This window comes from Roseinatronobacter alkalisoli (assembly GCF_028745735.1).
Classification (GTDB): domain Bacteria; phylum Pseudomonadota; class Alphaproteobacteria; order Rhodobacterales; family Rhodobacteraceae; genus Roseinatronobacter; species Roseinatronobacter alkalisoli.
The window spans coordinates 18560-36581 of record NZ_JAQZSM010000029.1 but is presented as its reverse complement, the minus strand read 5'-3'; the positions used below and the strand labels follow the sequence as shown (position 1 = coordinate 36581).

The 18022-nt window shown below is 59.0% G+C and carries 14 protein-coding genes and 4 pseudogenes; 14 read left to right on the top strand and 4 right to left on the bottom strand.

Annotation, left to right across the window (positions count from 1 at the left end; translation table 11 throughout):
* Positions 1–253: 253 nt before the first annotated feature.
* Entirely contained in the window at positions 254–1147 is an 894-nt protein-coding gene (locus tag PUT78_RS19675) for an aldose epimerase family protein (RefSeq protein ID WP_274353971.1), read from the bottom strand.
* A complete protein-coding gene (locus tag PUT78_RS19670; RefSeq protein WP_274353970.1) occupies positions 1144–2022 on the bottom strand; it encodes an NAD-dependent epimerase/dehydratase family protein in 879 nt (292 codons plus the stop codon). Before PUT78_RS19670 ends, PUT78_RS19675 begins: the two co-directional genes overlap by 4 nt.
* 320 nt (positions 2023–2342) lie before the next feature.
* On the opposite strand from PUT78_RS19670, the gene PUT78_RS19665 reads away from it, so the two are divergent.
* The 12 genes and pseudogenes from PUT78_RS19665 (at position 2343) to PUT78_RS19610 (ending at position 15844) form a co-directional block, all read left to right on the top strand.
* A complete protein-coding gene (locus PUT78_RS19665; RefSeq protein WP_274353969.1) occupies positions 2343–4292 on the top strand; it encodes an ABC transporter substrate-binding protein in 1950 nt (649 codons plus the stop codon).
* Between the two features lie 89 nt (positions 4293–4381).
* Positions 4382–5368 (top strand): ABC transporter permease, encoded by a 987-nt coding sequence (locus PUT78_RS19660; RefSeq protein WP_274353968.1) that lies wholly within the window; start codon positions 4382–4384, stop codon positions 5366–5368.
* A 5-nt stretch (positions 5369–5373) separates the two neighbouring features.
* Entirely contained in the window at positions 5374–6522 is a 1149-nt protein-coding gene (locus tag PUT78_RS19655; protein ID WP_274353967.1) for an ABC transporter permease, read from the top strand.
* A complete protein-coding gene (locus PUT78_RS19650) occupies positions 6519–8273 on the top strand; it encodes a dipeptide ABC transporter ATP-binding protein (RefSeq protein WP_274353966.1) in 1755 nt (584 codons plus the stop codon). Before PUT78_RS19655 ends, PUT78_RS19650 begins: the two co-directional genes overlap by 4 nt.
* Positions 8274–8282: 9 nt before the next feature.
* Positions 8283–9491 (top strand): mandelate racemase/muconate lactonizing enzyme family protein, encoded by a 1209-nt coding sequence (locus tag PUT78_RS19645; protein ID WP_274353965.1) that lies wholly within the window; start codon positions 8283–8285, stop codon positions 9489–9491.
* A gap of 6 nt (positions 9492–9497) precedes the next feature.
* Positions 9498–10523, top strand: a complete 1026-nt coding sequence (locus tag PUT78_RS19640; RefSeq protein WP_274353964.1) for a lactonase family protein — start codon at positions 9498–9500, stop codon at positions 10521–10523.
* 28 nt (positions 10524–10551) lie between these two features.
* A complete protein-coding gene (locus PUT78_RS19635; RefSeq protein ID WP_274353963.1) occupies positions 10552–11298 on the top strand; it encodes a ribonuclease activity regulator RraA in 747 nt (248 codons plus the stop codon).
* 82 nt (positions 11299–11380) lie between these two features.
* Positions 11381–11590: pseudogene (locus PUT78_RS19630) on the top strand (DUF475 domain-containing protein); the annotation flags it as partial.
* A 92-nt stretch (positions 11591–11682) separates the two neighbouring features.
* Positions 11683–12402, top strand: coding sequence for a GntR family transcriptional regulator (locus tag PUT78_RS19625; protein ID WP_274353962.1), 720 nt, complete (start codon positions 11683–11685; stop codon positions 12400–12402).
* Between the two features lie 231 nt (positions 12403–12633).
* Positions 12634–13626, top strand: coding sequence for a D-2-hydroxyacid dehydrogenase (locus tag PUT78_RS19620; protein ID WP_274353961.1), 993 nt, complete (start codon positions 12634–12636; stop codon positions 13624–13626).
* 46 nt (positions 13627–13672) lie between these two features.
* Complete coding sequence (locus PUT78_RS19615) at positions 13673–14554, top strand: 2-hydroxy-3-oxopropionate reductase (RefSeq protein WP_274353960.1); 882 nt, start codon at positions 13673–13675, stop codon at positions 14552–14554.
* 21 nt (positions 14555–14575) lie between these two features.
* Positions 14576–15844 (top strand): glycerate kinase type-2 family protein, encoded by a 1269-nt coding sequence (locus PUT78_RS19610; RefSeq protein WP_274353959.1) that lies wholly within the window; start codon positions 14576–14578, stop codon positions 15842–15844.
* A 333-nt stretch (positions 15845–16177) separates the two neighbouring features.
* Here PUT78_RS19610 and PUT78_RS19605 read toward each other — a convergent pair.
* Positions 16178–16351 (bottom strand): annotated as a pseudogene (locus PUT78_RS19605) (IS5/IS1182 family transposase); the annotation flags it as partial.
* Positions 16352–16362: 11 nt separating this feature from the next.
* Here PUT78_RS19605 and PUT78_RS19600 point away from each other — a divergent pair.
* Positions 16363–16593, top strand: a pseudogene (locus PUT78_RS19600) (IS110 family transposase); the annotation flags it as partial.
* A gap of 282 nt (positions 16594–16875) precedes the next feature.
* Positions 16876–17043, top strand: a complete 168-nt coding sequence (locus tag PUT78_RS19595) for a hypothetical protein (protein ID WP_274353958.1) — start codon at positions 16876–16878, stop codon at positions 17041–17043.
* 228 nt (positions 17044–17271) lie between these two features.
* On the opposite strand, the pseudogene PUT78_RS19590 reads toward PUT78_RS19595, so the two are convergent.
* Positions 17272–17887, bottom strand: a pseudogene (locus PUT78_RS19590) (hypothetical protein); the annotation flags it as partial.
* Positions 17888–18022: the final 135 nt, after the last annotated feature.

The window sequence follows — 18022 nt, the reverse complement described above, 5'->3', positions numbered from 1 at the left end:
CGGGGCCAGAACATTCGACCAGATGTTCGACGCACTCGCCGAAGTCTGCGATCTGTTCACACCGCAGGAATGCTGGAATTACTGCTGCGAAGCAGGATATGGATCAAGTTAAAGGCTCGAGGCTTTAATTTCTTTTCGTTATCGGATTGGAGATGCAGCCCTCCTGACTTTGGTCGATGCGCAGTGAGATTTTCGGACTTGGTGCCTTACAAGTGGGGCTTGCGATCTTGCACTGATTTAGGTCGGCACCGCGTTAGGCGACCGACAGGATGATCGTGCCACACATGCTCTCGCTCGGTGCCAGATGGCGCAGGCCGGTATCGGTGGGGGTCTGCGGACCCGCCAGCGCGCCGGCGACGTGGGACACCGGTTCAAGGCACAGGTAGGCCTCTTTGTGCAGGGCGGCGAAGCATGTCAGAGCTCCCTGTCCGCTCAGCGTGATCCGCGCGCCATCGCCGACCACGGCGGTGGCCTGCGTCCATCCAGAGTAGTGCCATGTGCTGCCCAGTGCAAGGCGGATCAAGGGCGCGACAGGGCTATCGTGGGTCATGCCTGCGGGACCAAAGGGGGTCCACCGTCTCGTAGCGTCAAGGCCGATCACCCCGTCTTTGGAGGCTCGGAAATACGGGTGCCAGCCAAGACCGCCGGGCATGTGCTCGCGCCCTGTATTGGTCAGGTAAAGCTTGACGGTCAACTGGTCCTGATGAAGTTCGAACCGCTGCGTGGCCCTGAAGTCAAACGGCCAGTCTCCGTCGGCATGGTAATCCAGCGTCAACGCGATTTGCTCTTCACCGTGATAGCTGACAGACCACGCGCGGCGGTGGGCGGGACCATGCATCACGTCTTTGCCGCCAGGCATGTTGGGCCGCAGGCGGACCGGTCGGCCCTCATGTTCAAACGTCGAGTGCCGTAGCATGTTGTGGAACGGAAACAGCGGAAACGCGCCCGATTTCGGCCAGGTCGATGGGTCGAAGGTGTCAGCTATGAACGGCACGATCAAGTCACCGTGGCGGGCGTGACGAAGGGAACCAAGGCGCCCCCCGGCTACAGGATGGAAGACTGCCCGCAGAGCGTCGTTCCGAATCGTGATATTCGTCCCGTCGGGGTCCGCCAATGAGCTCGGCCGCGACGCGCCATGTATCTTCATTTTGCGCGGTCCCGCAGCGTTCCATCGTGTTCGATCACGCAAAAGCGACCGCCCTGGAAGAACTCGGCAATATGCGGTAGCGGCGACGGGCGTTCTTCGGCGTTGTCCGGCCCGACCATGGCCTTGGCACTGTCGACGGGCCTGTAGCCCAGGGCCACCGCCGTACCGTTGTCCAGCCAGCCGGCTTCCACATCAGATATTCCGTAGACGGTAGTGCAGGTGACATCGGGGTGTTCGAGCCCGATCAGGACCAGCTGCGCAAGGTCGCGCGGACTGACCCAGATCCGCAGCGCGCGCGCGTCCGTGGGCCGTTCGCCCGCATTGCCTATGCGGATGTTCAGCGTGCGGATGCCGAACTTGTCAAAGTAAAGCCCTGCCTCCAGCTCGCCCCAACATTTGCTCAGCCCGTACAGTGAATCCGGTCGCATCGGGTCTGTGTCGGAGACGATCGTCCGGCGCGGGTAGAAGCCGACCGTATGATTGGACGATCCAAAGACTACCCGCCCGATGCCATTACGCCGGGCCGCCTCGAGCATGTTGTGAGTACCTAGGATGTTCACGCGCAGGATATCGTCGATGCCGCGTTCGTTTGGGTAGCCCGCGAGGTGCACAATGGCGTCTACTTCCGCCATACTCGCAGACAGGGCCTCGCAATCGGATACGTCCACATGCTCCCAAGTTTGGTTATTGTCCAAAGGGCCGGGATTGGTTGTGTCGACAATCTTGATACTCGCTACCTTACCGGCAAGCGCCCGACGCAGCGCCGTTCCAACCCGACCGGACCCGCCGGTAATCGCAATCCGCTTGGGAGACTGGTTAAGCGGCCGGTCCAGCGCGTTTTGTTGGGTGATTTCGTGCGTTTTCTGCGAGTTCATCCTTGCAAACCCTCGGCAGGATTTGGAGTCGCAAGAGGGCGGATGCCAAGCAAAACTCCAGCCGATATTAGAATAATAGTGTACGATATCTCTCGATCTGTCATGTAGGCTTGTTCCAGTGATCATCTTTGTTTTTCAGAATTAATCTTCGCTTTCGGGTAAGTCTAGCAAATGATGCCCCACGTCCCTAGTGGTACCATTGCTAAATAATGTATAATATGTATTGAAAAATGTAAACGGTGATTATAAGGTTTCCTTGCCACTGCAGGGGACCGCCGGAAGGAGCCGCTAGTTCCCGCAGCAAAATCAGGGAGGAATCGATGAAAAGAATTATAGACCGCGTGCGCATGAGGTCCGGCCGTGTGATGGCTGGCCTGATGTTTGGCGTTGCGATTACGCCGCTGATGGCGCTGTCGGATGCCGGACAAGGGGCAACTGGTGAGGCGCCTGCGCTGGCCGAGAAGGTCGCGGCGGGCGAGCTGCCTCCGGTTTCTGAGCGGGTCGGTAGCGAACCGGCCGTCATCCAGCCGCTTGACTCGATCGGGACCTACGGTGGCGAGCTGAGGACCGGACTACGGGGCAGCTCGGACCACAACGGAATCCTGCGTGTCGTCGGGCCCCAGGGCCTTGTCCGTTGGGATCCGCAATACACCGAGGTTGTCCCGAACGTCGCCGAGAGCTTTGAAGTTGACGACGAGGGCAAAGTGTTCACCTTCCATTTGCGTGAAGGGATGAAATGGTCGGACGGCACGCCGTTCACCGCCGATGATGTCATGTTCAACGTAACGGACTTGATCCTCAACGATGAATTCGCGCCGATTCCCGCGCGCTACACGACCGGCGGCGAGCCGCTGAAAGCCGAGAAACTCGACAGCTACACCGTCAGGTTCACCTTTGCTCAGCCCTACGGAGACTTCCTGGCGGAGCTTGCGGCGCCGCTCGGGCAGAATCCGGTCCTGTATTCCAAGCACTACTGCAGCCGGTTTATGCCAAAATATAACGACAACATCGAGGAGTTGATTGCAGCCGAGAACGCGGCAGACTGGCAGAACCTTTTCCTGCAGAAGTGCGGTGATCTGGAAATTCCGGCGCGCTGGGGCAATCCAGAACGGCCCACACTCGATCCATGGGTTATTATTGAGCCATATACCGGCGGCGCGACGCGCGTCGTGATGGAGCGGAACCCGTATTTCTGGCAGATTGACACCGACGGCAACCAATTACCTTATATCGACAAGCTAGTTATGCCGATCGGTGCGGACACCGAGAGCCTGATCCTAGCGATCATCGGCGGCCGGATCGACTTTGGTCTGCGGCACATCGATGCGCCCAACAACCGCCCCGTCTTGGCCGAAAACCGCGAACCGGGCGGCTACCAGTTCTTCGAAGCCGCGCCTCCGGGTGGCTCGAACATGGTCATCAATCTAAATCTGACCAGCAAGAATTCCGAGTTGAAGAAGGTGTTCAACGAGAGGGACTTCCGTGTGGCGCTGTCGATCGGTATGGACCGTCAAGCTATTATCGACACCGTGATGCTTGGCGATGGAGAACCGTGGCAACACGGTCCATTCGAAACCCACCCATACTTCGACGAGCGAACCTCGACGCAGTTTCTTGAGCATGATCCGGAGAGGGCGAATGCCCTGCTGGACGGGTTGGGATTGGTCGAGCGCGGTGCCAACGGAATGCGCCTGCTGCCGAACGGAGCGCCGCTCAAGTTCAGGGTAGACGTAATCCCGACCTTTGATCCAACATGGGTCGACGCACTTCAATTGATCGAGCAGCAATGGGCGGAGATTGGTGTGGACATGGACATCAACCCCATGGAGCGGACCTTCTTCTACCAGCGAACGTCAGAGAGCAACGAGCATGACGCTGCTGTGTGGAACGGTCGTCAGAGCTGGGTTTCCGGCCAATTGCCGCACCAACTTGTGCCAGTAAGCCATGACAGTCGGTACGGCATTCCATGGGTGAACTGGTACGAAAGCGGCGGTGAGCGCGGCGAAGAGCCCCCGGTCAGCGTCAAGAAGCGCCTCGAACTCTATGACAAAGCGCGCGGGATTGCCGACCCCGCAGGGCGGCGTGCCACAATGTTGGAAATTGCCTCCATAGCAGCGGACGAATTCGAAGTGATCGGTGTGTCCAAGGCTCTCCCAACATATGGCATCATCAAGAATGGTTTAAGGAATGTGCCGGAGTCAATGCCAAGCTCCTGGTCCTATCCGACTCCATCGCCCACGCTGCTGCAAACTTGGTACTGGGCAGAGTAGGCTAGCACAATCGAATGCGGTGCCGCCGATCCCGTGGTGGCGGCACTGCTCAACGCAATGCAATAGCAGCACATCTAGGTGGTTTAGAAATGCTTTTCCTCTACATTTTGCGGCGCATCGCCTGGTCAATTCCGCTCCTATTCGCAGTGTCGATCATCGCCTTTGCGCTCATCTCAGCACCACCCGGTGACTACATCACGAGTTTCGCTGCAACGCTTTCCGAGTCCGGAGATGTCGTCGACCAAGCGCGTCTTGACGCCATGCGCGAACGCTACGGATTGGATCAGCCGTTTCTGGTTCAGTACTGGCACTGGATCAGCAACGCCGTTCAGGGTGATTTTGGCATCTCCTTCGAATGGCAGCAGCCGGTCTCAACGCTAATTTGGGAGCGCATGTCCTTGTCCGTGACACTGGCGCTTGCCACGCTCATGTTCACATGGGCTTTGGCACTTCCTATCGGTATCTATTCCGCTGTGCGGAAGTACTCGATCGGCGACTACGTAGTCACAGCGATTGGCTTTCTCGGGCTTGCGACGCCCAACTTCCTCTTTGCGCTCGTACTTATGTACATCGCTGTGGTTTATTTCGGGGCTGACGTGTCAGGCCTATTTTCGGACGAGTATCAGGACGCGCCCTGGTCATGGGCCAAGCTTGTCGACCTTGCAAAGCATATCTGGATACCAGTTATCATTCTTGGCACGAGCGCGACAGCAAGCTTGGTGCGCATCATGCGCGCAAACCTGCTGGATGAACTGCACCGTCCCTACGTGACGACCGCGCGTGCTAAAGGTCTATCGGAATGGCGCCTGATCATGAAATATCCGGTGCGCATCGCGATCAACCCGTTCGTGTCGACGATCGGTTGGGCATTCCCGCAGCTCATTTCTGGTGCCGTCATCACAGCTGTCGTGCTGTCGCTGCCAACTGCAGGTCCGCTCATGCTCCAAGCCCTTTTGGCACAAGACATGTACCTGGCCGGTGCCTTCATCCTACTGCTTTGCTGCCTGTCGATCATTGGGATGCTGGTATCAGACATTCTCCTTGCGGTGATTGATCCGCGCATTCGCTTCCGGTGATGCCCATGAATTCCAAGACAGAAACAGACCCACGCGCGCTCGTACAATCGCCCCAGGACTTTGCGTCTCAGTGGAGCCTGATCTGGATCGCGTTCCGCAGGCACCGCCTGGCGATGACCGGTGCAATCATCGTTCTGATGCTCTACGTCGTGGCCGCGTTCTCCGAATTCCTAGCTCCGTTCAATCCGAATGCGACCTCTGCGGCAGACGTCTACCATCCGCCACAGATGATCCGTTTCATAGACCGGCATGATGACGGCGGCTGGTCGGTCCGGCCGCACGTCCGCTCGCTGACGGCGGAGAGGGACAAGTTCACGCTCAAGACCACCTACATAGTGAACCCCGACGAGAAGATTTACCTTCAATTCTTCGGCAAGGGTGATCCCTACAGGCTGTGGGGAGTGATCCCGATGGATCGTCACTTCCTGACGACCGCAGACCCCAGCGAACGGTTCTACATGTTCGGTGCGGATAGACTGGGGCGCGACATGCTCAGCCGGACGATCTATGGCACGCGGATTTCCATGTCCATCGGCTTGGTTGGTGTGACGCTTAGCCTTGCATTGGGCCTGATACTCGGTGGCGTTTCTGGTTTTTACGGCGGTCGGGTCGACATGATCATCCAGAGGATCGTCGAGCTGGTGATCTCTCTGCCGACGATTCCCATCTGGCTGGGCATGAGCGCCGCGTTGCCGCAAGACTGGTCACCGCTGACGCGCTACTTTGCGATCACGGTCATCCTCTCGCTGGTTGCATGGACTGAACTTGCGAGAGTGGTCCGGGGCCGCTTCCTGGCGCTGCGGACCGAAGACTTCGTCACCGCGGCGAGGCTGGATGGCTGTTCGCGCAAACGTGTAATCTTTCGCCATATGATGCCGTCGATGGTTAGCCACATCATTGCGTCGGTCACGCTGGCGATCCCGGTGATGATCATTGCCGAGACGTCGTTGTCGTTCCTCGGACTTGGCCTGACGCCGCCGATTATCTCGTGGGGCGTTTTACTGAAGGAGGCACAGAACGTGCGCTCGATCGCCCAAGCTCCTTGGCTCTTCATTCCGGGCGGGGCCGTCTTTCTGGCTGTACTCGCCCTGAACTTCCTCGGTGACGGTTTGCGGGATGCGGCCGATCCCTATGCACAGGATACCCACCAATGACAGCAATGGCCAAGACCGCCGCGACCAATAGCACCGTTCTGGAACTCAGGAACCTGATCACCGAGTTTGTGACGCAACGCGGCACCTTCCGCGCCGTGGATGACGTGTCGCTGGAACTGCATGCCGGCAAGACGCTTTGTGTCGTCGGCGAAAGCGGATCCGGAAAAAGCGTGATGTCGCGCTCGATCCTACAAATCGTCGACCCGCCTGGACGTGTAACGGGGGGGCAGGCGCTGCTCCACCGACATCGCACGGCGCGCGGTAGCGATTTTGACGAAACGATCGACCTGTTGCAGCTTGATCCCAAGTCGAAGGCTATCCGCAACTTGCGTGGCCGCGATATCGCCATGATCTTCCAAGAGCCGATGAGTTCTCTGTCGCCGGTGCACCGGATCGGTGATCAAGTCGGCGAAGCGATCCGACTGCACGAGGCTGTCTCGAAGAAGGAGGCACGAGAACGTACACTCGAATTGCTGCGCAAGGTGGAAATTCCCAACCCCGGTAAGGCCATCGACCAATTCCCCTTTGAGTTTTCTGGCGGGATGCGGCAGCGGGCGATGATTGCCATGGCGCTGGCCTGCAACCCGACCGTGCTAATCGCGGACGAACCGACGACGGCGCTCGACGTAACCATTCAGGCCGAGATCCTCGACCTGATCCGTTCAATCCAGGACGAAAGCGACATGGCTGTCATGTTCATCACCCATGACATGGGAGTAGTGGCGGAAATCGCGGATGAGATCGCGGTGATGCGCTTCGGCAAGGTGGTCGAGACCGGCGACGTTTACGAAATTTTCGAGAAGCCGCAGCATCCCTACACTCAGCGTCTGCTGAACTCTGTGCGGGAACTCGACCATCCTTCGGCGCGGCGTCTGGAGATGCGTGAAACCCGGGCGATCGGCGAGCCTATCCTTGTGTCGGACGGAATCACCAAGGTTTTTGGCTCTGGCAAGAGATGGTTCGGCGGCGAGGTGAAAGGCTTCAAGGCGGTCAACACGGCCAATCTGGAACTACGCAAGGGTGAAAACCTCGGTGTTGTCGGCGAAAGCGGCTCCGGAAAGACAACACTGGGCCGTTGCCTGCAACGTGTCTACGAAGTCACGGATGGGAGGGTCCTATACACCAATGAGGCCGGGCAGGAGCGCGACATTGCGGGTCTGACGGAAGACCAGCTTGCGGAGCCGTGGCGCGATATCCGGACCGTATTCCAGGACCCGTTCTCCTCGCTCAACCCGCGCATGACGATTGGCCAGATCATCGGTGAACCGCTGGTTGTCGAGGGCAAGCTGACCGGCCAACAAATCCGCGACCGTGTGCACGAACTGCTGGAACTTGTGGGGCTGCCCGCATCTGCCTACATGCGCTACCCGCATGCCTTTTCGGGCGGACAACGACAGCGCGTGTCCATCGCCCGCGCAATTGCGCCGAACCCGCGGGTCATTATCGCGGATGAGGCAACCTCGGCGCTGGACGTCAGCATCAGGACGCAGGTGCTCGATCTGCTGCTTGATCTGCAAAAACGGTTCGATCTTAGTTTCATCCTGATCAGCCATGACATCGCTGTGATCCGCTATTTCTGCGACCGGATCGCCGTTATGTATCGTGGACAGATCGTCGAAACTGGTGACACGGAAACCGTCTGTCAAAAGCCACAGCACGCCTACACGCAATCGCTGCTCTCTGCCGTGCCCGTGGCCGATCCGCGTGTGCGCGGCCAGAAACAGCGCGTCCGCTACCAAGAAGCCACCTGAGGACCTCCCGTGAAGATAACTGACATCAAGACATACCTAATGCAGGTCGGGCCCCGACCTGGCCTGTCCAAGGCGGACGGGTCCTTTCGCGGGTCGCGCAACTGGCTGTTCCTGAAGATCGAGACCGACGAAGGCATTTATGGCATTGGAGAATGCTCGGGCTGGCCCCGCGTGGTCGAGCAGGCCGTGCAGGACCTTACCACGGTCCTAATAGGGGAAGACCCACGCGACATCGACCGGCTTTGGTACCGGCTTTATATAGCCACCATGGGACACGGCATGACCGGCACGGTCGGTGGTGGCGCGTTGACGGGTATCGAAATGGCGCTCTGGGACATCAAGGGCAAGGCCCTTGGGCAGCCGGTTTGGAACCTACTAGGTGGTCAGTTTCGTAGTACCATCCCGGTCTATGGCCATGCCAAAACGCCCGAGCGAGCGCGCGCACTGGTTTCGCGCGGCTACAGCGCGGTGAAGGTGGGCTTTACCGGTGCCGTGGACATAGATCTCGTTGCGTCGATCCGTGATACGGTTGGAGATGAGATCGACGTTATGGTCGATGCGCATGGTCCATCCTGGATGACCGCTGCCGACGCCATCGCCGTGGGGCGGGAACTCGAGAAGCTGGACCTGCTGTTCTACGAAGATCCGGTTGCGCCCGAGAACCTTGATGTGTTGCAGCGTGTGCGCAATGCATTGGACATTCCCTTGGCGGCGGGAGAGCGCGTCAGCACGCTCTGGGGCATCCGACCTTATATCGAGCGTGACCTCGTGGATGTGATCCAGCCAGACACTGGCCGAGCAGGCGGGATCACCCAGATGCGCAAAATGGCCGCGATGGCGGAATCCCACTTCATCACCATGGCACCGCATTCCGGCTCTTTGGGGCCGGTGGCGGAATTCGCGGCCCTTCATGTCATGGCAACCATCCCCAATATTCTGATGCTGGAACGGGTCGAGATTGACTGGAACGGGCGCTACGAGGTCGTGACGCCGATGCTGAAGGCCGAGAATGGCGCATTGCCCGTTCCTACCGCTCCGGGATTGGGGGTAGAGCTGGTAGAAGAAGAAATCGAGAAGTATCCCAGCAGCCGCAACGTCGCGGAGATGCCGCAGAACGAAGGGGCCTACGAGCCGGGCACCTTTGGCGAATGTGTGTATTTCCAACCACGTCTGCGCCGTCGGTCTCGGCTGCGTCTCAAACGGACCGAGGAGGCCTAAGGCAAGATGGAACGGGCAGCGGAAAGCCTCCTGACCGCGCGCGGTGACCTCGTCCTGGTGGCCCTCGCTGGTCAGGCGGCGATTGCGCTTTGTATTTTGGATCCGGCGACGGGAAGCCTCGAAACCATCGACGAGCAACCCTTGCCGGGGGCCGAGGGCGCATGCAGGGGCGTCCCGATGGCTGCTAGCGCAGATGGGGAGCGGATCTATTTGGCGTGGAGGGGCGATAAGTTCCGCCTCTTCAGTTTTGCTCTGGATCGCGCGGCACGCCGCCTGAACTGCCTCGGAAGCACCCACCTGCCGGCCAGCATGTGTTACCTGACGCTGTCGTCCTGCGGCCAGAGCATTCTGACCTCCTCGAATACCGGCAGTGTGATCGCAGTCTGCCCGATCGACGACAACGGGTGCGCAGGAGACCCCATTCTGACGCAGAAGGCGTTCAAGGCCCATTGCGTGATGCCAGCGCCCAACGGGCTTGTCTATGCCACCAGCCTGCGCGGTGACTTCGTACAATGCTACAGGTTCGACGCAATTCGCGGCTATCTTGAAATGCTGTCCCGCCTCAATCTGCTCGCTGGATCGGGGCCTCGCCACATCCGGTTTACTTCGGATGGAACCCGGGCCTACCTGTTGTCGGAATTCAAGGGGCTGCTGACCTGCCTCAACGTCGATGGCAGAACCGGTGCCCTATCTGTCCGCCAGAGTGTCACGCTGCTGTCGGAGGCAGACACGGCCTGGGCCGCCGAACTGCGGCTTGCGGCGGATGAAACCCAACTCTACGCGTCCGAGCGCACTACGTCGCAGATCTTCACCTACAGCCTCGACGCGGAGGGCGAAATGCGTCTAGGCGGCATCGTGGCGGGGCCAGACTGTCCGTCCGCCTTTGGCCTCAGCCGCACGGGAAAACATCTGATCGCACTTGGAGAAAAGAGCGGTGAGGTCTGGACCTACCGTATCGGCCGCGACGGCCAGCCCAACGTTACAAGCCGACTCAAGATAGGCGCGGTGCCAAGCTGGGTATTGGCGCTTTGACCTACCAAACGACATAAAGGATCTGTTTATGAAAGAGAGCACCAAAGTCAAGTTTCAGCATGTTTCCGTCGCGACCATCGCAACGGCGCTGTACAAGCGCGGGTTACGCCATCAGGTGATCCAAAGGGCGTATCCGATCGGCTGGAAGGGCGCGAACATGGTCGGCCCAGCCTTCACCCTGCGCTATATGCCGGCGCGGGAGGACCGCAACGGGATCGAAGTATTTCGCAACCCCGATCACAAGCAGCGAGTCGCGATCGAGACTTGCCCCGAAGGCCATGTCCTTGTCATGGACAGTCGCAAGCAAGCCGACGCGGCCTCTGCCGGGGATATTCTAATCACCCGATTGATGAAGCGTGGTGCAGCCGGGGTCATCACCGATGGCGGGTTTCGGGATGCGATGAACGTTGCGGCGTTGGACATCCCGGCCTATCACACGCGCCCGTCCAGTCCGACCAACTTGACCAACAACGAAGCCATTGCCATCAATGAACCGATCGGCTGCGGTGATGCTCCGGTCTTTCCCGGTGACGTCATCGTTGGGGATGCCGATAGCGTAATCGTCGTGCCTGCCGAAATCGCAGACGAAATCGCGGATGAGTGCGTCGAGATGACGGCTTATGAGGAATTTGCGCTGGAACAGGTCGAGCAGGGCAACACGATCATCGGCCTGTATCCCTGCACCAAGGACGAACACCGCGCCGCCTTCGAGGCTTGGCTTGCCGCGCAGGACGACAGCCATTTCTATCGTCGGGTCAAGCAAGATGCGCCATGACACGACCGGGCAATACGACGCTGCCTTGCTATTCCATTCCTGCTGGGCCTTTTTTGTCACGGCTGTCGGCCTGATCCTTGGCGGGGTGATCGGTGCCTTTGCGCTGTTGCAGAACCTGCTGGCAATTGCCATCGGCCTAGGCATCGAGGCCATGTACGTTCGGTCAATGATCATCACGCTTACGCAATCCGTCGTGCAAGGTGCGGAGATTGTGACTGGGTTGGGCGGTGTCGCGATAATCGGCCTTGCGCTCTGGTCATTGGTAGGTCGCAACCGGGTAGTCAGCTGTTGATGGTCACCTGTGGTGCGACGGTTTTGTGTGTGAAAAAGGTTTGATTATATACTAAGCATCCGGTTACACACGCTGCATGACAAGGAAGAGAGATGAACAAGGTCGTCAAAAGCCAGAGCGGCAAAGCAACAAGCCTATCGAAGACTAGGAAAGTCCGCGAACCGGGCTATAGCCGCATTGCACATCTCATTCGGGAGGAGATCTTCGACGGACGTCTGACAGCCGGGGCACGCCTCAAGGTATCTGAAATCGCTGAGCGCTATGGTACGAGCACCAATCCCGCGCGCGAGGCGCTTCAGGTTCTGGAAGGCGAAGGGCTGGTCACTATCGAGCCCAATCGTGGTGCCAGCGTTCGTGAAATCAGCGAGGACATGTTGCAGAACGTCTTCGATCTGCGTGCCATACTTTGGGCGTACATCGTCAAATCCTTTGTCGAGTTTGCCACCCCAGATGACATTGCCGAGTTGCGCCGACACCAGGAAGGCTGCGAGGCCGCAGTCGAAAAGGGTGATTACGCCGCCTATCACAAGGCGAACGTGGCGTTTCATGACCTTATGGTTGATCATCACTTCAACAGCGAAGCTGTGTCGATCATCCGAAAGCATGACAGATGGCTTCAAGCCCTGTCCAAGTCCGAGCCCCTGAACCTCGCCCAAATGCGGCGGTCATCCGACGAACACTGGCGCATCGTCGAAGCCGTCGAGAACGGTCAAACCGAAGCGGCGGTGCGTGGCATCGAGGAACACCTTGGCAATGCGCAGGCGACTTTCCTTGACCGTCTGCGTAGGAAACGTCGAAAGCAATCGACCTGATTAATCGCCTTTCCGTCGCGATTTGACGGGTACATGTCGTTGTTCACTGCGGAATTCAGGTCCGTATCCGATGAGCTTTCATGGATCATCGGATGCGCGTCTTTGCGAATATACATCAGAGGCTTACAAGATTTTCCCTTATTCCATTACTATTTTTTGTTGAATATAATACATAAACAAATATAAATAGTGTGTAACTTCAATTACGCCAAGGATGGTAAGGACGGGCAAATGACAGATAAGGCAATCTTCCTATCAAGCAACTTGCCCTTCGATCCCGACCAGTGGTCCCGGCTCGAGGCGGCTCTTTACCCAGGACGAATCCTGTGCGTCGATACCAGCGACGATGCGGCCGTGGCCGCCGCGCTGGCCGAGGCCGAAATCGCCATCCTGCACAGCGACCTCGATCAACGCTTCATCGACGCGCCGCACCTGAAATGGGTGCATTGCGACCATGCGGGTTTGACCAAGTCGGCTCGCCCCGAGGTGTTCGAAAAGGGCCTGATCGTCACCGGTTCGGCCGGGCGGTCGGGACCCGCGCTGGCAGAGCACGTCATGATGTTCTCTTTGATGCTGTGCGCCAGGTACCCGGAATTCTACGAAGCACAAAAGTGTCACCGATGGCGTGGCCTGCCCGACATGGACAGAATCTTTGCGCTCAAAGGGCGCACGATGGGGATCATCGGCATGGGCAATACAGGCAAGGCTCTGGCCGTGCGTGCGAAGGCGTTCGGCATGACGGTGCTTGGCTTTCGTCGCCGAGATGAGCCGCCTCCCGAAGGCGTCGACCATATGTATTGCAGCGACCGAGGTGAGGGGATTGACGAGATACTCGAACGGTCCGACATTGTCGCGCTGGTCATTAACCTATCGGATGCGACGCGCCACATGATCGGGACGGAGCAGTTTGCCCGGATGAGAAAGACCGCTTATCTTGTAAACCTTGCGCGCGGTGCTGTCGTCGACCAGGACGCGTTGATTGCTGCGCTGACCGAAGGGCAGATCGCCGGTGCGGGCATCGATGTGATGACCCCGGAACCTTTGCCGCCTGAGCACCCGCTTTGGGACGCGCCAAACTTGCTCATCACGCCGCATTTCTCGGCGAAGTTGCCGGACCGGTCCGAAAGGTCGTTGAACATGATCCTCGAGAACGTCCGGCGGTACCGCGCCGGTCAGGATATGCTCAACCGGATAAGAACAGAGGATATGTGGTCCGAGGCCTGATCCGGCCCCGCAGGCTGCGCGAGTTCAAACAAGAGGTATATAAACCATGAAAATCGGTTTCATCGGTCTGGGCGTCATGGGCCAACCTATGGCTGGACACCTAATTACCGCCGGCCACGACGTCGTTTTGTATCGGGTCAAGGACAAGTCGCGGTACCTTGTCGATCAGGGAGCGCAAGCGGCTCACACGGCCAAGGCCGTTGCGGAAAACGCGGAAGTCATCATCCTGATGGTCCCGGATACGCACGACGTCGAAGCCGTGCTGTTCGGCGAAGACGGAGTTGCCGCCGGGCTGAGTGCGGGAAAGATCGTCGTGGACATGAGCTCGATCTCGCCCGTCGCCACACGTGACTTTGCAGACCGCATCGTCGATATGGACTGTGCCTATCTCGATGCACCGGTCTCGGGCGGCGAGGCGGGCGCCAAGGCGGCGTCGCTGTCGATCATGGTCGGCGGGGCGCAAGCGGATTTCGACCGCGTTCTGCCGATCTTCGAGATCATGGGCCAGAACATCACGCTTGTGGGCGATGTCGGCGCCGGACAGACGGCCAAGATCGCCAACCAAATCGTCGTCGCACTGACCATAGGCGCCGTCTCCGAAGGCCTTGTCTTTGCGTCCAAGGCCGGTGCCGATCCGGCCAAAGTGCGCGACGCCCTCATGGGCGGACTTGCCTCGTCCCGGATTCTGGAACTGCACGGCAAGAGGATGATCGACCGGACCTTCGAGCCGGGCTTCCGCATCTCGCTACACCAGAAGGACCTGAACAACGCGTTGGAATCCGCGCGCAGTATCAAGATGGCGTTGCCCGCCACTGCCCAGGCTCAGGAGCTGTTCAACGCCTGCGCGGGTCTGGGCCACGGCGAGCTGGACCATTCTGCAATGATCAGGTCCATAGAAGCGCTGGCCGGGCACGAGATCGGCGGCTGAGGCCCGGGCAGAGAGGCCACGATGACAGGAACAATCGAAATTACCGCCCGAAAGTTGCTGCGCCAGCTGGTGGATGCCGCCATTTCGGCTGCCGATCCTGCGGATGTACTTGCACGTCATCTGCCGGACAAACCGGCGGGGCGGTGTATCGTCGTCGGTGCTGGGAAATCTGCGGCGGCCATGGCGCGGGCGGTCGAGGCCGCCTGGCCCGACGTCGATCTGTCGGGCTTGGTCGTCACCCGCTACGGCCATGCGGTATCTACCGACCGCATCGAGGTGCGCGAGGCGGCGCATCCGGTCCCAGATAGCGCGGGACAGGCGGCCACTGCCGAAATACTTGCGGCCGTGACAGAGGCGAAGGAAGACGATCTTGTCCTAGCGCTGATTTCCGGCGGCGGCTCTGCGCTTTTGGCCGCGCCGGTGCCGCCTCTGACACTCGACGACAAGATCGACATAACACAAAGGCTGCTGGCCTCGGGTCTTCCGATTGGCGAAATGAACCAGCTGCGCAGGCGGCTTTCGCTGATTAAGGGCGGCGGCCTTGCGCGCGCCGCAGCTCCGGCGCGATTAGTAACGCTGGCGATTTCCGATGTGCCGGGGGATGATCCGATGGCCATCGCGTCCGGGCCGACGGTTCCCTGCCCGGATACCGAAATCGATCTGGCGCGCGCGATGGAACGACTTGGTCCGAACTTGCCGGATCGTGTGGTGTCAGCGCTTTCAGATCGACGGACTTGGGACACGCCCGCGCCAGCTGGTGATTACAGGTTGGTGGCCACGCCGCAGATGTCACTGGAGCGAGCCGCGCAAGTCGCGAAACAATGCGGAATAATGCCCGTCATTCTCGGGGGCTCGCTGGAGGGTGAAGCGCGTGAAATGGGGATCGTCATGGCTGGTATAGCGCGTGCGGTTGGCGACCATGCTACCCCGGCGCAACGCCCTGCGGTTCTGCTCTCCGGTGGAGAGACAACCGTTACGATCGGAGATCGCAAACCCGGCCGGGGCGGGCGCAATACCGAGTTCCTGCTGTCGATGGCCATCGCCCTGCGCGGCATGCCCTGCGTCCACGCAGTAGCCGTAGATACCGACGGCATCGACGGTACCGAGGATGCCGCAGGTGCGGTGATCGACCCCACGACACTTCAACGGGCACGCGATGCAGGCTGCGATCCTGGCCATCACTTGGCGGGGCATGACAGCTACAGCCTATTTAATGCGATCGACGATCTCATCCGAACGGGTCCCACGCTCACAAACGTCAATGACTTCCGCGCGGTCTTGATACAATGATAGGCGGCGCGTTGGAGAGGATTGGCGACAGGCCATGGGCAGGGCGGGTGTCGAGGTCAGGTGGACCCCTGCAAATCCGTCAGGGCGCATGGGCAGTTCATAATGCTAACTCACCAATTCAAGGACTTGATATGACGCCGGATATGATTGGAAAGCACCTGATTGCAGGCCGATGGATCTCAGGAGATGTGATCTTCCATATCAAACCGGCAAGCGGGTCCGCGGCGCGAGCAAGCAGCGGTTCGCCACCCGTAACGCCTTCCGTCCTGTGCTGGTGACGGCATTGTTGGAGAAAGAGGGCCTGAGCAGTAAGCGCCCCTTACCTGCGCAAGCTCAGGCCACGCGGACTATCTCGGCGGTGCCGAGGGCGTTGAAGCGGTTCATGAGTGCAATGCGGATGAGGATTTCAGTGGTCTAGCGGTCAGGGCCTCGTGAGGCGATACGCTCGCCGAAGGCCTGGAGACCGCGCATCTTGGCTTCGGCGCGGCTGCGGGTGTGGTATCCAGTCCGCTGGGGGCCAGACAGCGGTCCTCAAGAAGACCAACAGTTTCCGCGACAAATTCGAGCGTTACAGCACCCAAGATCGCCACAACGAAGATTTGCGCCGCAAGGCTTATACGGCCATCGCCGCAAAAATGGCACGCAACATTCACGCCGTGATCAAATCCGGCGAACGCTATCGCCCCTTCTTCGAGAGGGTGAGCTCAGACGGAAGGACCTCACTCTCAAAGGGCCGTGGAGGCGCATAACGCGACCTCGTAGATAATGTTCGGGCCTTCCGCTTGGGATTTAGGATCTCGTCTTCAGGACGGTGAGGGCGGCCGCCATGCTGGCACTGTATTTGCTATAGCAGAGACCACTTCTTGACGGCGGAGCGCGCCTAGGCAACTATTGCGAAGGTATCCGGTCGCTCGGATGCTCCGTGATCTGACATCCCAAACGACATGGTGTGATTGCGGCGGCCGCTCTCCGTTGGCGAACGAGGTCCGGTATATTGGCCTCATGGATATAAGCCGTGAGGAGAATGACCTATGAAACATTCTGTCGGTTTGGATGTGCCACTGAAAGAAATTTCAATCTGCGTTGTCGATAATGATGGCCAGACCATCGCGCTCGGGACGTGTCCTGCGGACCCGGAAGGCGTTGCAGGTTGGTTTCGCAACCGATCGCTCACGCCACACCGTTTGTTTTCGAGCTAGGACCTTGTCGCTGAGCAGGCGTGGCTTATGCAGCACGGTGGCGCTGACCGCATCCGCCCCAATGTTGGTGCAAAGCTTCTACCCCACGATGTAGTGCGATAAGTCGTCCAGCACGGTGGACAGTTCGAACTAGCCCCAACCGATCACCTTGAGATAGGTGAAGTCGGTTAGCTCATATCTGGTTCGGTCGGGTGTAAATCTGCATGCTAAACTGGCTGGCGTGCGTGACTAAATCAGATAGGCGAATGCAATGACCCAAATGGATAATGCAAAGCCACATATCAACGTGTAAGCACCATTCCATACCAGTCCGACGCGAGTTGCGCTAATGCCACCAAGCGATCCGGTCAACAGGGTCGTCGCCGTGAAGGGCGAACTAGCGCCGCTCAGTGCCCAGCCCGCCGTGATCGCGACCACTATCGCTGTCGGCTGCACCCCAAGTTCAGTGGCTGCCGGAATGAGCGGCGCGATCAGGGTGACGGCGAGGATTGGGTTCATGCCGATCTGTCCGGCCAGCGGGATGATCCAGACCAACAAGACCAATATGCTCTAGGAAGGTAGGTAAGACGGATCAAACTCTTTCGCTTGTACCATCGGAACAATCAGTTGCGCCCCCGCCGTTGGTGATTGCCACTGCAAAGGAAAGCGGCGACCATGGCAACGTCGAGACAAAGCCACGGTGAATCGCCAGCAGCATCCGCCGAGTACGGTGCCCTCTGATTTCCAGATTGGGTTCGGAGTTCGCATTGGTGGTCGCAAGCGAACCAAGCAGTTGAAGAGCCCCGTAATTCAGCAGCAAGGCAAACGCCTGGCTGCCTGCGGTCAATGCCGTATAGCGCCTACCATTCCCTATAAACAACAAGGGCTGTGATTGCGCAAAGCAGAAGGCCGACCATTTTGTTTGCCGAGTCGCCCATCATAATGACCTTTTGTGCTTGTTAATTTATCTGTGTGCAGGCTACTTGCCCAAGTTGCAAGT

What these genes read in the sequence shown, in the direction of transcription:
- PUT78_RS19595 (WP_274353958.1), top strand. Translation starts at nt 16,876, where the DNA reads ATGAAACATTCTGTCGGTTTGGATGTGCCACTGAAAGAAATTTCAATC.
- PUT78_RS19665 (WP_274353969.1), top strand. Translation starts at nt 2,343, where the DNA reads ATGAAAAGAATTATAGACCGCGTGCGCATGAGGTCCGGCCGTGTGATG.
- PUT78_RS19675 (WP_274353971.1), bottom strand. Translation starts at nt 1,147, where the DNA reads ATGAAGATACATGGCGCGTCGCGGCCGAGCTCATTGGCGGACCCCGAC.
- PUT78_RS19640 (WP_274353964.1), top strand. Translation starts at nt 9,498, where the DNA reads ATGGAACGGGCAGCGGAAAGCCTCCTGACCGCGCGCGGTGACCTCGTC.
- PUT78_RS19625 (WP_274353962.1), top strand. Translation starts at nt 11,683, where the DNA reads ATGAACAAGGTCGTCAAAAGCCAGAGCGGCAAAGCAACAAGCCTATCG.
- PUT78_RS19615 (WP_274353960.1), top strand. Translation starts at nt 13,673, where the DNA reads ATGAAAATCGGTTTCATCGGTCTGGGCGTCATGGGCCAACCTATGGCT.
- PUT78_RS19660 (WP_274353968.1), top strand. Translation starts at nt 4,382, where the DNA reads ATGCTTTTCCTCTACATTTTGCGGCGCATCGCCTGGTCAATTCCGCTC.
- PUT78_RS19610 (WP_274353959.1), top strand. Translation starts at nt 14,576, where the DNA reads ATGACAGGAACAATCGAAATTACCGCCCGAAAGTTGCTGCGCCAGCTG.
- PUT78_RS19655 (WP_274353967.1), top strand. Translation starts at nt 5,374, where the DNA reads ATGAATTCCAAGACAGAAACAGACCCACGCGCGCTCGTACAATCGCCC.
- PUT78_RS19670 (WP_274353970.1), bottom strand. Translation starts at nt 2,022, where the DNA reads ATGAACTCGCAGAAAACGCACGAAATCACCCAACAAAACGCGCTGGAC.
- PUT78_RS19650 (WP_274353966.1), top strand. Translation starts at nt 6,519, where the DNA reads ATGACAGCAATGGCCAAGACCGCCGCGACCAATAGCACCGTTCTGGAA.
- PUT78_RS19620 (WP_274353961.1), top strand. Translation starts at nt 12,634, where the DNA reads ATGACAGATAAGGCAATCTTCCTATCAAGCAACTTGCCCTTCGATCCC.
- PUT78_RS19635 (WP_274353963.1), top strand. Translation starts at nt 10,552, where the DNA reads ATGAAAGAGAGCACCAAAGTCAAGTTTCAGCATGTTTCCGTCGCGACC.